12 protein-coding genes are annotated in these 13840 nt (G+C 73.2%); 8 read left to right on the plus strand and 4 right to left on the minus strand.

The window, feature by feature from the left end; translation table 11 throughout:
• The first annotated feature begins 4 nt into the window (after positions 1-4).
• The gene (locus WCD58_RS25755; RefSeq protein WP_337705951.1) at positions 5-1660 is read left to right on the plus strand and encodes a glycoside hydrolase family 13 protein; all 1656 of its coding nucleotides are present in this window, start codon (positions 5-7) and stop codon (positions 1658-1660) included.
• Here WCD58_RS25755 and WCD58_RS25760 read toward each other — a convergent pair whose 3' ends face one another.
• Positions 1661-2953, minus strand: coding sequence for a DUF4032 domain-containing protein (locus WCD58_RS25760; RefSeq protein ID WP_337705952.1), 1293 nt, complete (start codon positions 2951-2953; stop codon positions 1661-1663).
• Positions 2950-4014 carry a LacI family DNA-binding transcriptional regulator gene (locus WCD58_RS25765; RefSeq protein WP_337705953.1) on the minus strand — a complete coding sequence of 355 codons (1065 nt, stop codon included), beginning with the start codon at positions 4012-4014 and terminating at the stop codon, positions 2950-2952. Before WCD58_RS25765 ends, WCD58_RS25760 begins: the two co-directional genes overlap by 4 nt.
• Before the next feature lie 198 nt (positions 4015-4212).
• On the opposite strand from WCD58_RS25765, the gene WCD58_RS25770 reads away from it, so the two are divergent.
• The 4 genes from WCD58_RS25770 (at position 4213) to WCD58_RS25785 (ending at position 8599) form a co-directional block, all read left to right on the plus strand.
• A complete protein-coding gene (locus tag WCD58_RS25770) occupies positions 4213-5514 on the plus strand; it encodes an extracellular solute-binding protein (protein WP_337705954.1) in 1302 nt (433 codons plus the stop codon).
• Between the two features lie 70 nt (positions 5515-5584).
• On the plus strand, positions 5585-6526 hold the full coding sequence (locus WCD58_RS25775; RefSeq protein WP_337705955.1) for a carbohydrate ABC transporter permease: 942 nt from the start codon (positions 5585-5587) through the stop codon (positions 6524-6526).
• Positions 6527-6529: 3 nt separating this feature from the next.
• Positions 6530-7363 (plus strand): carbohydrate ABC transporter permease, encoded by an 834-nt coding sequence (locus tag WCD58_RS25780; RefSeq protein WP_337705956.1) that lies wholly within the window; start codon positions 6530-6532, stop codon positions 7361-7363.
• 3 nt (positions 7364-7366) lie between these two features.
• Positions 7367-8599 (plus strand): ABC transporter ATP-binding protein, encoded by a 1233-nt coding sequence (locus WCD58_RS25785; protein WP_337705957.1) that lies wholly within the window; start codon positions 7367-7369, stop codon positions 8597-8599.
• Positions 8600-8629: 30 nt separating this feature from the next.
• Here the strand turns inward: WCD58_RS25785 and WCD58_RS25790 are convergent, their stop codons facing one another.
• On the minus strand, positions 8630-9604 hold the full coding sequence (locus WCD58_RS25790; RefSeq protein ID WP_337705958.1) for a hypothetical protein: 975 nt from the start codon (positions 9602-9604) through the stop codon (positions 8630-8632).
• On the minus strand, positions 9601-10959 hold the full coding sequence (locus WCD58_RS25795) for a calcium:cation antiporter family protein (RefSeq protein WP_337705959.1): 1359 nt from the start codon (positions 10957-10959) through the stop codon (positions 9601-9603). The genes WCD58_RS25790 and WCD58_RS25795 overlap by 4 nt, the downstream gene beginning before the upstream one ends.
• A 162-nt stretch (positions 10960-11121) precedes the next feature.
• Between WCD58_RS25795 and WCD58_RS25800 the strand changes: the two genes are divergently transcribed.
• The 3 genes from WCD58_RS25800 to WCD58_RS25810 all read left to right on the plus strand — a co-directional run bounded on the left by WCD58_RS25800 (position 11122) and on the right by WCD58_RS25810 (position 13795).
• Positions 11122-11991 carry a mechanosensitive ion channel family protein gene (locus WCD58_RS25800; protein ID WP_337705960.1) on the plus strand — a complete coding sequence of 290 codons (870 nt, stop codon included), beginning with the start codon at positions 11122-11124 and terminating at the stop codon, positions 11989-11991.
• Between the two features lie 74 nt (positions 11992-12065).
• Positions 12066-12968: a serine hydrolase gene (locus WCD58_RS25805; protein ID WP_337705961.1), complete on the plus strand. Its 903-nt coding sequence runs from the start codon at positions 12066-12068 to the stop codon at positions 12966-12968.
• A 17-nt stretch (positions 12969-12985) separates the two neighbouring features.
• The gene (locus WCD58_RS25810; protein ID WP_337705962.1) at positions 12986-13795 is read left to right on the plus strand and encodes a serine hydrolase domain-containing protein; all 810 of its coding nucleotides are present in this window, start codon (positions 12986-12988) and stop codon (positions 13793-13795) included.
• Positions 13796-13840: the final 45 nt, after the last annotated feature.

The following is a 13840-nucleotide window of genomic DNA, read 5'->3' on the forward strand; positions in this document are numbered from 1 at the left end:
AGGCGTGACCGTTACGCCCGAGAACGCCGAGACCCCGTGGTGGCGCGAGGCCGTCATCTACCAGGTCTACATCCGCAGCTTCGCCGACGCGGACGGCGACGGGATCGGGGACATCGCCGGGATCCGCGAGAAGCTGCCCTACCTCGCCGAGCTCGGGGTCGACGCGCTGTGGATCAACCCGTGGTACGCGTCGCCGCAGGCCGACGCGGGCTACGACGTCGCCGACTACCGGACGATCGAGCCCGCCTACGGCACGGTCAGCGACGCGGAGAAGCTCGTCGTCGACGCCCACGAGCACGGGGTGCGGCTGATCCCCGACATCGTCCCCAACCACACGTCCGACCGGCACGTGTGGTTCCGCGCGGCGCTGGCCGACGAGCCGGGCGCGCGCGAGCGCTACGTCTTCCGGCCGGGGTCGGGTCCCGACGGCGCCGAGCCCCCGAACAACTGGCAGTCACACTTCGGCGGGCCGGCGTGGACGCGCGTCCCCGACGGCTCCTGGTACCTGCACCTGTTCGACCCCGGCCAGCCCGACCTGAACTGGGCGAACCCCGAGGTCGCCGCCGAGTTCGAGGCGGTCCTGCGCTTCTGGTTCGACCGCGGTGTCGACGGGTTCCGCATCGACGTCGCCCACGGGCTGGTCAAGGACCCCGCGCTGCCCGACCTCGACGACGCGCGGGACCTCATCGGGCGCACCTACGCGCCCGGCACCCACCCGTTCGTCGACCGCGACGGCGTCCAGGACGTCTACGAGGCCTGGCGCCGGGTGGCCGACGAGTACCCCGGCGACCGCATGTTCGTCGCCGAGGCGTGGACCCCGGCCCCGGAGCGCCTCGCCCGCTACGTCGCCCCCGGCCGGCTGCACACGGCGTTCAACTTCGACTACCTCGTCGCCCCGTGGGACCCGGCCGCGCTGCGCGAGGCCATCGACGTCACCACCGGGCAGCTCCGCGCGGCCGGCGCGCCCGCGACGTGGGTGCTGTCCAACCACGACGTCGTGCGCCACCCCAGCCGCTACGGCCGCCCCTCGCCGGCCCCCGAGGAGGTCCCGACGTCCGCGGTCCCGCGGGCGTCCGACGCGGCCCCGGACCTCGCGCTGGGCACCCGCCGGGCCCGGGCCGCGCTGCTGCTCGAGGCCGCGCTGCCCGGCGGCATGTACGTCTACCAGGGCGAGGAGCTGGGCCTGCCCGAGGTCGAGGACATCCCGGAGGACGCGCTGCAGGACCCCACGTGGGAGCGCTCCGGGCACACCGTCCGCGGCCGCGACGGGTGCCGGGTCCCGCTGCCCTGGTCGGCGACCGAGGGCAGCTCGGCCGGCTTCAGCCCCGACGGCGCCTCGGCGCCCTGGCTGCCGCAGCCCGACGGCTGGACCTCCTACGCGGCCGACCGGCAGAACGGCGACCCCGACTCGGTGCTCGAGCTCTACCGGGCCGTGCTGCGCCGACGCCGCGCGCACCCGGCGCTCGGCGACGGGGACATGACCTGGGTGTCGGAGCCCGGCGACGCGGTGCTGCACCTGCGGCGCGAGCCCGGGTTCGCGTGCGTGGTCAACCTCGGCGCCGAGCCCGTCGACCTCCCGCCGCACGACGAGGTGCTGCTGACCAGCGTGCCGCTCGAGGACGGCCGGCTGGGTCCCGACGCGGCGGTCTGGCTGGGCTGATCACCACTCCGGGGGGACGTCCGGCACCGCCGGGTCCGCCTCGACGACGGGGATGTCCGAGGCGGTGTCGACGACCACCGAGCGCGCCGCCGAGTCGGTCGGGGCGCGCTCGGCGAGCGCCTCCAGCGCGCGCCCGGTGCCCACGTCCGCCCCGGCCTGCTCGGAGAGCAGCCACCGGACCTCGAGCAGGTCGCAGTAGGCCTGCACGGCCGTGCCCACGTGGCGCACCGCGGCGTGGGCACGGCGCATGCCCGGGGTGAGGACGTCGTGGCGCCAGCTCGCGATGGCCTGGTCCTCGGTGATCCGCCGCTCCGGGTGCTCGTGGGCGATCGCCCGCTGGTGGGCGCGCAGGTCACCGAGCAGGATCCGCGCCTGGCCCTCGCCGACCTCGAGGCCGGTGAGCTCGCGCAGGTAGCGGGCGTGGTGGTTGCGCTCGCCGACCGCGACGCGCAGGCGCACCACGCCGCCCCCGCCGTCCTCCGCGGGCGCCAGGCTCACCTCGTCGACCACGTAGCCGAGGTCGTTGAGGTCGCGCACGGTGCCCTCGACGCGGTAGCGGTCGCGGAACGCGAACTGCGCCTGCCCGTGCAGCGCGTCCCACAGCGCCTCGTAGCGCTCGGGCAGCTCCATCGCCTCGGCGATGAGCTGCGGCTCGATCTCCGGTGGGCGGTTCAGGCTCGCGGCGAGGTCGGTCATGCCGGCGGCGACGTTCTCGACGAGGATCTCGAGGTCCATCTGCCGCTGGCCGTCGGACAGCGACGGGTGCACCTCGCTGGTCTCGGCGTCGACGAGCCAGGCCTGGAAGAGCTGGCCGCCGCGGGAGAACAGGGTGTTGGCCAGCGAGCAGTCGCCCCAGAACACGCCGTGGCGGTGCAGCTCGACCAGCAGGCCGACCATCGCGTCGAACAGCCGGGCACGCTGGGCCGGCCGGTTCGGGGGCAGCCGCGCGATGAGGCGCCGGTACTGCCACGAGCCCGTGAGGTAGCGGGTCAGCAGGATCGAGCAGTCGTGGTCGGGCTGGGTGACGAGCCCCGCCGGGCGCACGGCGGGCAGCCCTGCGGACTCGAGGTGGCGCAGGTTCTCGAACTCCTTGCCGGCGATGCGCGGCGGCAGCTCCTTGAGCGCCCAGAGCGTCCCGTCGACCTCGACGAACCGCACGAGGTGGCGGCTCGGGCCGACGGGCAGCTCGCGCAGCGGCACGGTGGCCGGGTCCCAGTCGGCGAGCGGGCGGTCCCAGGGCAGGGCGATCAGGCCGGGCGTGGGCACGCGCAGGCGCAGGTCCGGTGCGTTCATCGGGGGGCTCCCGGGGGTGACGTGGTGCCGCGCAGCACGAGCCGGGTCGGCAGCAGCTCGGCGGGCGGCACCCGCTCCCGCAGCTCCCCGCGCAGCGCCGCCGCCACCAGCTCGCCGGCGCGGCGGCCCTGCGCCCGGACGGGCTGGGCGACGGTGGTGAGGTCGGTGAGCGCGGCCACGGGGTGGTCGTCGATCCCGATCACGGAGAGGTCCTCGGGCACGCGCAGGCCCGCGCGCCGCAGCGTGCGCACCGCACCGAGCGCGGTCTCGTCGTCGTGGGCGAGGACCGCGGTCGGGGGCGTGCGCAGCCCGAGCAGGCGCGCCATCCCGTCGGCGCCGCCCTCGCCGCCCCACGGCACGGTCACGACGAGGTCGTCGTCGGGCTCGGCGCCGGCGTCCGCGAGGGCCGCGCGCCAGGCCGAGGTCCGCCCGTCGGGGTCGGGGGCGAGCTCGCCGTCGTTCGTCACGGCGATCATCCCGATCCGCCGGTGCCCGAGGTGGATGAGGTGGTCCATCGCCTGGCGCCCGGCGAGGTGGTCGTCGATGCCGACCGACGGGTACGACGCGACGCGCCCGCCGGCGGCCACCACGTCGACGCCCAGCGACGCGAGCCGGGCGTGCTCGGCCTCGTCGACGGCGAAGGCGAGCACGACGACGGCGTCGACCTTGCGCCGGGCGGGCAGCCGCGCGAAGAACGCCGCCCGTTCCTCGGGGCCGCCGACGCGGAAGAGCACGAGGTCGAGGTCGACGGCGCGCAGCGACTCCTCGAGACCCTCGATGAGCTCGCCGAAGAACCACCGCGACGGGTGCGGCACGAGCACCGCGACCCGGCCCGTCGGCCCGCCCGCCAGCCGCGTCGCCTCCGGGGACGCGACGTAGTCGAGCTCCTCGGCGGCCTCCCGGACGCGCGCGCGGGTGGCCGCCGCGACGTGCGGGTGGTCGCCGAGCGCGCGGGAGGCCGTGGCCGAGGAGACGCCGGCGCGGCGTGCGACGTCGTCGAGGGTGACCACGGACGCCGGGCGCGACGTCGCCGCGCCCCCTGGCGTCGTGTCCCCGGTCACAGCCGACGAGCATGACACCGCTCCGCAAGCGCTTCCAGCGCAGTCCGGACGATCATGTGGCGCGGCGGCCGGTCGGCTGCCCCAAATGCCTCAGAGCAACCACCCCGTCGCTCGTCGTCCTTGACTTGTGAGACGCCCATCACCACGCTCCCACCGCAAGCGCTTCCAGTACACGTGTGGGTGCCGGAGAGGAGACCGATGCGCCACCAACGACGGCGGCTCACCGCCGTGGCCGTCGCGGTCGCGGTGATCGCGGCGTTGGCCGCGGCCTGCAGCTCCGCGCCGGCCGGCCCGCCGGTCCTCACCTGGTACATCAACCCGGACGACGGCGGGCAGACCGAGATCGCGGCGCGCTGCACCGCCGCGGCGGGCGGCCGGTACACGATCGCGACGTCGACGCTGCCCCGCCAGGCCTCCGAGCAGCGCCAGCAGCTCGTCCGGCGCCTCGCGGCGAACGACTCGTCGATCGACATCATGAGCATCGACCCGCCCTACGTGCCGGAGTTCGCGCAGGCGGGCTTCCTGGCGCCGATGCCGCCGGCCGTCGAGGCGGCCGCGCGCGAGGACCGGGTGCCCAGCTCGATCGAGGCCTCGACGTGGCAGGGCCGCCTGGTCGTCGTGCCGTTCTGGGCCAACACCCAGCTGCTCTGGTACCGCAAGTCCGCGGTCGCGGCGATGGGGCTGGACATGAACCAGCCGGTGACCTGGGACCAGATCATCCGGGCCGCGTCGCAGAACCGGACCCAGATCGCCGCCCAGGGCGTCCGCGGCGAGTCGCTGACGGTGTGGGTCAACGCGCTCGTGGAGTCCGCGGGCGGCTCGATCATCACCAACGTCGGCGAGGAGAACCCGGACCTCGTCCAGCTCGGGCTCAACGCGCCGCCCGGCATCGAGGCCGCGCGGGTGCTGCAGACCTACGGCGACGCCGGCGTCGCCCCGCCGGGCTTCCCGACCTCCGACGAGGACACGAACGCCGAGTCGTTCCAGTCCGGCGACGCCGCGTTCATGGTCAACTACCCGTTCATCTGGGGGAAGGCCAAGTCCGCGGTCGAGGAGGGCACGCTCCAGCAGTCCGTCCCCGACGACTACGGCTGGGCGCTCTACCCGCGCGTCACGCCGGACCGGCCGAGCGCCCCGCCGCTCGGCGGCATCAACCTCGGCGTGGGCGCGTTCAGCAACCACCCGGACCTCGCCTACGAGGCGACGACCTGCATCTCGAACCCCGAGAACTCCGCCTACTACTTCGTGTCGAACGGCAACCCGTCGTCGCGCATCTCGGTGTTCAGCGACCCCGAGGTGCTGGCCGAGTTCCCGATGGCCCCGGCCATCCGTGACTCGCTGACCCAGGCCGCGCCGCGACCGCAGACCGCGTACTACGCGGAGGTCTCCGGCGGCATCCAGCGCACCTTCCACCCGCCGGACGCGGTCGTGCCCGGCCCCACCAACGAGGCCGCCACGGCTCTGATCACCGCGGTGCTGCGGAAGGAGGCGCTGCTGTGATCCCCCACAACGACCGTCACCCCGGTCGCTCGTTCCTCGCGCCCGTGCTGACTTCGGTGGAGGAGGCCTGATGAGCACGACGATGGAACGACCGGCCACCGCGGCCCCGGCGTCCGGTCTCAACGAGAAGGTGCGCGCCGAGCGCCGTCTCGGCTGGTACCTGGCGGGTCCCGCGTTCGTCGTGATGCTGCTGGTCACGGCCTACCCGATCGTCCAGGCGGTCTTCGACTCGCTGTTCGACTACCGCCTCACCGACCCGGAGAACTCGTCGTTCGTCGGGCTCGGCAACTACGGCGTGATCCTCACCGACTCGGTGTGGTGGACCTCGTTCGGCGTCACCGCGTTCATCACGGTCGTGACGGTGGCGGTCGAGCTCGTCCTGGGCTTCGGGCTCGCGCTCGTCATGCTCAACGCGCTCAAGGCGCTGCGTCCGGTGCTGCGCACGGTCATCCTCATCCCCTACGCGGTGATCACCGTGGTCTCCGCGTTCGCGTGGCAGTTCGCGTTCAGCGTCGACTCCGGCTTCGTGAACTCGTGGTTCTCGTTCCTGGGGGCCACGCCCGAGACGGACTGGTTCGGCACGCAGGGGCTCTCCCTGTTCGTCATCTGCCTCGCCGAGATCTGGAAGACCACGCCGTTCATCTCGCTGCTGCTGCTCGCGGGCCTCGCGCAGGTGCCCGACGTGCTGCAGGAGGCGGCCAAGGTGGACGGCGCGACGTGGTGGCAGCGGCTGCGCCGGGTGACGCTGCCGAACATGAAGGCGGCGATCATGGTCGCCGTCCTGTTCCGCACGCTGGACGCGTTCCGCGTGTTCGACTCGGTGTTCGTCATGACGGCCGGCGCGAACAACACCGAGACGGTGTCGTTCCTCGCCTACCGGCAGACGATCGAGCGCGTCGAGATCGGGCTGGGGTCGGCGGTGTCGGTGCTGCTGTTCCTGTCGGTGGTGCTGATCAGTGTCCTGTTCATCAAGGGCTTCAAGGTCGACCTGTCCCAGGCGCGAGGGGAGTAGCCGGTGTCCACCCGCGAAAAGGTCGGCTGGGGGATCGGCGGCCTGATCATCGTCATCTACTGCCTCTTCCCGGTGGCGTGGATCATCTCGCTGTCGTTCAAGTCCTCCGACGACATCTCGAACGGGCAGTTCCTGCCGACCGTCTTCTCCGGCGCCAACTACGAGCAGATCCTTGTCGGCGACGCGGCGGGGCTCTTCCTGCCGGCGCTGGTGAACTCGTTCGGCATCTGCCTCATCGCGACGTTCATCTCGTGCCTGCTGTCGATGTTCGCCGCGTACGCGATCGCCCGGCTGGACTTCCCCGGCAAGCGGCTCATCCTGTCCACCGCCCTCGCGGTGGCGATCTTCCCGGTGATCTCGATCGTCACGCCGCTGTTCAACCTCTGGCGGCAGATCGGGCTCTACAACACCTGGCCCGGCCTGATCATCCCGTACCTGTCGCTCACGCTGCCCATCTCGATCTGGACGCTGTCGGCCTTCTTCCGCGAGATCCCGTGGGAGATGGAGCAGGCCGCCCAGGTCGACGGGGCGACGCCGTGGCAGGCGTTCCGGAAGGTGATCGTGCCGCTCGCCGCGCCCGGCGTGTTCACCACGGCGATCATCGCGTTCTTCCTCGCCTGGAACGACTTCGTCTACGGCATCTCGCTGACCTCGACCGAAGCGGCCCGCCCGGTGCCCGCGGCGCTCGGTCTGTTCTCGGGCGCCTCGCAGTTCGAGTCGCCGAACGGCCCGATCGCGGCCGCCGCGGTCATCGTCACGATCCCGGTCGTGCTCCTCGTCCTGCTCTTCCAGCGGCGCATCGTCGCCGGTCTGACCAACGGCGCCGTGAAGGGATAACCCATGGCCTCCATCGAGATGAGCCACATCGTCAAGCAGTACGGCGACGGCTACCCCGCGGTGAACGACGTCAGCCTCGACATCGCCGACGGCGAGTTCATGATCCTCGTCGGGCCGTCGGGCTGCGGGAAGTCGACGCTGCTGCGGATGATCGTCGGGCTCGAGGACATCACCTCGGGCGACATGGTCATCGCCGGCAACCGCGTCAACGACAAGGCGCCGCGCGACCGCAACTTGTCGATGGTGTTCCAGAACTACGCGCTCTACCCGCACCTGAGCGTGTTCGAGAACATCGCCTTCCCGCTGCGGCTGGCCAAGGTGCCCGACGGCGAGGTCCAGAAGCGCGTCGAGGAGGCGGCCGGCGTCCTCGAGCTCAAGGAGCACCTCCAGCGCAAGCCCGCCAACCTCTCCGGCGGCCAGCGCCAGCGCGTCGCGATGGGCCGGGCGATCGTCCGGGCCGCGGACGCGTTCCTCTTCGACGAGCCGCTGTCCAACCTCGACGCCAAGCTGCGCGGGCAGATGCGCACCGAGATCGCGCGCCTGCAGCGCCGCCTGGGCATCACGACGGTCTACGTCACCCACGACCAGACCGAGGCCATGACCCTCGGCGACCGCGTCTGCGTGCTGCGCAAGGGCGTGATCCAGCAGGTCGCGTCGCCGCGCGAGCTCTACGAGCAGCCGGTCAACCTCTTCGTCGCCGGGTTCATCGGCTCGCCGCCGATGAACTTCCTGCCCGCGACCGTCGAGGGCACCAGCCTCTCGACGCCGTTCGGCACCGTCGAGCTCGGCGCGGAGCGCGCCGAGAAGGTCAAGGGCCACGACCTGCTGCTCGTCGGCATCCGGCCCGAGTACTTCGAGGACGCGAGCCTCGTCGACGAGGCGAAGAAGCCACACGGGTCGACGTTCACCGCGCAGGTCGACGTCACCGAGTGGCTCGGCGACGCCCAGTACGCCTACATCCCCTACGAGGCGCCGACCGAGGTCGCCGAGCAGCTCAAGGAGCTCTCCCGCGAGCTCGACTCGGACCAGCTGCGGACCCAGGCCGTGGTGTCGATCGACTCCACCAGCCGCATCCGCGAGGGCCGCGAGTCGGAGTTCTGGCTCGACACGCGGAAGATCCACGTGTTCGACCCCAAGACGGGCGAGAACCTCACCCGCGACGCCGAGGCCGGCCGCAAGCTGACCGAGATGGCCGCGGAGGACCGCATCGAGCAGGTGGAACGGGCGAAGGTCTGACGCGGCCCGCCGGGGCCCGGCGCCGGTGACCTACAGCCGGTGCCAGGCCTGGGCGAGCTGGGAGGCGATCGGGGTGACGACGCGGCGGTCGTTCCAGTAGTACGGGTGCGCCAGCGGCGTCCAGCCGAGCCACCACGGGCCGATGCCGACGCGCCGGTCCTCGTGGACCGCGTCCGCCCAGGCGTCGCTCAGCGGCCGCAGGGGCGAGGCGATGACGTCGTCGGGGTCGTAGACGTTGACCCACTCCCCGCGCTGGCCCGGGCAGCGGTCGGCGAACCCGGGGTGCGGCACGGTCAGGGGCTTGCCGAAGTCCGGGTGGCGCTGCGCCCACAGGGCCAGTGGGCTGCCGAGCGTGTAGTACCAGCCGAACGTCTCGCCGCGCTCGATCGGGGTGTCGCCCAGCGCCCGGGACGCGCCCGGGGACAGCGGGGCGTCCGCCTGCAGGTCGTAGAGGAAGTCGCTGGAGACGACGCTGCCGAGGCTGTGGCCGAGCACCGCCAGGGGCGCGTCGTCGCCGGCCTCGACGGCGAGGTCGTGCAGGGTGCGGGCGAGCACGGCCTGGACCTGCTCGTAGTGCCCGGTGCCGTCGCTGCCCGACTGGTAGGCCACGGCGTCGCCGAGGTAGTGGACGATCAGCCAGCGCAGCGTCGGGAAGTGCGCGTCGTCGAGGCCCGGCAGCCAACGCAGACCCGCCGTCGACGCCGCCGCCAGCAGCGCGGGCGTCGACCCCTGGCTGGCGCGCGCGGCGAGCATGTCGAGGACCTCGACCAGCCAGCGGGAACCGGACCCGGTGATCCGGTCGCTGAGCTCCTCCTGGCCGCGCTCGAACACCGGCGCCCAGTAGGCCGGCTTGATCACCAGGGCGTCCTCGGCGGGCACGCCGGCGATGCGGGTGAACTCCTCGCGCAGCAGAGTCATGGCGCGGGCGGCGTACTGGTCGCCGGCGCTCTCGACGCCGTGCACGAGCATCACGGCGAGCTTCTGGTCGGTCACCCCGGCCGTCATCGAGCCTCGACGGCGAGGTCGGCGTACGGGGTGCGCAGGCCGTCGCGCACGAGCCGGACGAGGTCGTGGCGGTGCCGGACGAACATCACGATCGCCGCGCCGAGGTAGACCCCCGAGAGGATCAGCAGCTCGGCCTCCTGCAGCGCCGGGGGCAGGACGGCCGCGAGGACGAACTGGGCCACGAACAGCAGCAGCAGGCTCAGCGCGCCGACGACGTTGATCGACAGCGTCACCAGCAGCGAGACCGCGAACAGCGACTGCGCGGCGGTGATCAGGAGCTCCTCGCGCTGCATGGCGTCGACCGGCAGACCGTTGAGGGAGCCCGCGGACAGCGCGAACACGAGCGGCAGCGTCCCGACGAGCAGCGACCACTGGTTGACCTTCGAGGAGACCAGGGTGGCGAGCGCGTCGGTGGTCTTGAGCCGCCAGGCGTAGAGGCCGGCGACGAGCAGCTCGGGCGCCTCCGAGGCCAGCGGCGCGAGCCACTGCACGAGGAAGAACTGGCTGATGCCGAGCTCGGTGCCGCTCTCCACGAGCGACTCGGCGAACGGCTCCGCGCAGAGCACGATGATCACCGCGGCCACCACGAACAGCCCGATGTAGCCGGTGCGCCGGCGCGGGGCGTCCATGCGCCCGACCCACGCCGAGGGGCCGATGAGGTCGGGGTCCTCGGCCGGGGCCTTCGCGACGCGGATGCTGTAGGCCACGAAGATGCCGACGAGGACGACGAAGTCGACCATGGTGATGCTGACGCGCAGCGGCAGGGTCAGCGAGTAGAGCGTGGCGATGAGCAGGAAGACCAGCGGCACGGAGTCGGTGCGCAGGAGGGTGACGCGCGTCGGGTGACCCGGCCGGTGCGACGTGCCGGCGCCGCCCTCCTGGCCCGCGTCGGCGCCGCCGCGGCGCAGCCGGATCGCGGCCAGCAGCACCACGAGCGCCCACCCGACGCCGACGAGGATCCGGTTGGCGCCGGTCATGTTGGCCAGCGCGAGCCCGCAGGGCGACTGCTCGGTGGAGCCCGGTGGCAGACAGGTCGGGCCGTACTGCGCGTAGGCCTCGCCGCCCTGGATGGTGAAGACGAAGTCGACGGCGTACTCGGGCAGCACCGCGACGAGCGCGAGCAGCGCGATCGCGAGCCCGGCCGAGATGTCCACCTGGGCGGCCTCGGCGGCCCAGGACAGCAGGAACGCCGCACCGATGATCGCCAGGCCGAAGAGCAGCGCGTCGAGCGGCGGCGAGATGTGCAGCCCGCCGAGGCGCAGGACGAGACCGGGCACCGCCACGGCCACGGCGAGCGCGACGAGCAGGGGGGAACGGTCACCGCGCCGGGTCCTGCCCGCGCTCGTGGTCGCCATGTCCGCTTGTCTACCCCTCATCCCGGTTTCACATCCGTCCGACCCTGCGCGTCCCGTCGCGAGGTCCGTGCCCAGCCGGTTTGCGAGCGTGCCGGACCGTCAGGCACGGTGATCGATCGGCATCCCCGACCGACGCTCCCCGCTCCCCGAGGTGTGACCGCCGTGCCGTTCTCCCCGTCTGCCCTGACGCTCGACAACCTGATCCACACGGGCATCGCCGTGGCCGTGATCGTCGCCGTGGCCGTCGTCGTGCGCTTCGTGATCAACCGCATCATCGGCCACGTGGCCAACGGCGCGGGCGTCCCGGGCCTGCTCTCGCTCCTGCGCCGCAAGCGCGGGGTCACCGACGCCGACCGCATCCAGGCGTTCGGCTCCGCGCGCCGCGCCCAGCGGGCCCGCACCGTCAGCTCGGTGATCCGCAACGCGGCCACCATCCTGATCTTCGGGACCGCGTTCATGATGGTCCTGGGCCAGTTCGGCGTGAACCTGGCGCCGGTGCTCGCGTCGGCGGGGGTCGTCGGACTCGCCATCGGTTTCGGTGCGCAGAACCTCGTCAAGGACTTCTTGTCCGGGATCTTCATGCTCCTCGAGGACCAGTACGGCGTCGGTGACCACGTCGACCTCGGCGACGCCGTCGGCACCATCGAGCGCGTCGGCCTGCGCACCACGACGGTCCGCGACGTCACGGGCATGGTCTGGTACGTCCGCAACGGCACGATCGAGCGCGTCGGCAACGGCTCGCAGGACCACGCCGTCGCCGTCCTCGACATCCCGCTGGCGCTCGACACGGACGTCACCCGCGCCGCCGCGATCGCCGAGGAGGCCGCGGTCGCGGCGATCGACGACAACGGGCACGGCGGCGACGTCCTCGACAAGCCGCAGGTGCTGGGCGTCCAGGAGCTGTCGGCGTCCGGTATGACCCTCCGACTGACGGCTCGTACGAAGCCGGGTCGCCAGTGGGCCGTCCAGCGCGCCATGACCGAGCGTGTCGTCGCCGCGCTGCGCGCCGACGAGGTGATGCTGGCGGCGTGACCGCCGCTGTGACGTCGCCCGACGCCGGGCGTTCCGTCGCGCGCACCACACGGAGGCGGGCGCAGGATCACCCCGTGATCCCCCGTCGGCTCCGTCCCGGGCGCGTCGTCGCCGCGCTGGCCGTGGCGGCGATGGTCGCGGGGTGCTCGACGGGCGGGTCCGCGCCGGTCCCGGCGCCGGCCCCGCCGCCGGTGGCGGCACCGGCCACGACGCCGCCGACGACGACCACGACGCCGGCACCGCCCCCGTCGCGGGCCCGGGCCGCGGTGGACGCGACCGCCTCGGCGGCGCAGGAACGCAGCGGCGTCACGCTCGGGGTCGCGGTCCTCGACCGGACCACGGGCCAGACCGTCGCCAACGACCAGGGCGGCACCCCGCTGCGCGCCGCCTCGGTGGCCAAGCTCTTCACGATCGTCGACATCCTGACCCGGCGCGAGGCGGGCGAGGTGCAGACGACCGAGGGCGACGAGCAGCGGTTCCGCCGCGCGCTGAGCCTCAGCGACGACGAGGCGATGAACGCGCTGTGGTCGAGCTACGGCGGGCCGGAGGGCATCACCCGCGTGGCCGCGAACCTGGGGCTAACGGGGACCAGCCCGCCCGACGACACGTCCCAGTGGGGCGAGGTCCGCACGTCCGCGCAGGACGTGGCCGCGCTGTACGCCTATGTCACCACCCGGCTGGCGCCCGCCGACCGCGACTTCGTCCTCCAGGCGCTCGCCGCGGCGCCGTCGACCGCGGCCGACGGGTTCGACCAGGGCTTCGGCCTGCTCGACCCCAGCCGGCGCGGGACCGCCGCCGCCAAGCAGGGCTGGCTGTGCTGCTTCGGGTCGAGCGTCGACCTCCACTCGGCCGGCTTCCCGGACGCGGGCGGGCGCTACGTCGTCGTGCTCCTGTCGAACCAGCCGCGCGGGTACGACGCCGCGCGCACGCTGCTCGACGACGCGGCGTCGGCGGCCCGCGATGCCCTCGCCGGCTGACCCCTAGGGTCGCGGGGGTGGAGAGCCTCGCGCAGATCGACGACTGGCCCGTCGACCACGCGGCCACCGGGGTGGTCGGTGCCGACGGCACGGTGCGCGGCACCCGCGGGCCGACCGACCGCCGGTTCCCGCTCGCGTCGGTGACGAAGCCGCTCGTGGCGACCGCGGCGCTCGTGGCGGTCGAGGAGGAGGCCGTCACGCTCGACCAGCCCGCGGGCCCCGAGGGCTCGACCGTGCGCCACCTGCTCGCCCACACGTCCGGGCTGGCGTTCGACGAGCACCGCGTCGTCGCCGAGCCGGGCGCCCGGCGGCTGTACTCGTCGGCGGGGTTCGAGGTGCTCGCGACGACGATCGAGGAGGCCACCGGCATCGGGTTCGCCGACTACCTCCACGAGGCGGTCCTCGCCCCGCTCGGCATGGCGGCGACGACGCTCGACGGCTCCCCCGGGCACGGCGCGACCTCGACCGTCGACGACCTCCTGCGCCTGGCCGCCGAGCTCCAGGCACCGACGCTGCTGCACGCGTCGACGCTGGCCGAGGCGACGTCGACGCAGTTCCCGGGGCTCAACGGCACGATCCCGGGCTTCGGGCACCAGAAGCCCAACGACTGGGGGTTGGGGTTCGAGCTGCGCGACGGCAAGTCGCCGCACTGGACGGGCGCCACGAACTCGGCGCGCACCTTCGGGCACTTCGGCCAGTCGGGGACGTTCCTGTGGGTGGACCCGGACGCGGGCGCGGCGTGCGTCGCCCTCGCCGACCGCGCCTTCGGCGACTGGGCCAAGGCCGCCTGGCCGCCCCTGTCCGACGCGGTCCTCGCGGAGCTGTAGCTCTCGGCGGCTGTACCAGCGATGCGGCATCGCTGGCGTGTGACA

The sequence above is a fragment of the Actinomycetospora flava genome, assembly GCF_037400335.1.
Lineage (GTDB): Bacteria > Actinomycetota > Actinomycetes > Mycobacteriales > Pseudonocardiaceae > Actinomycetospora > Actinomycetospora flava.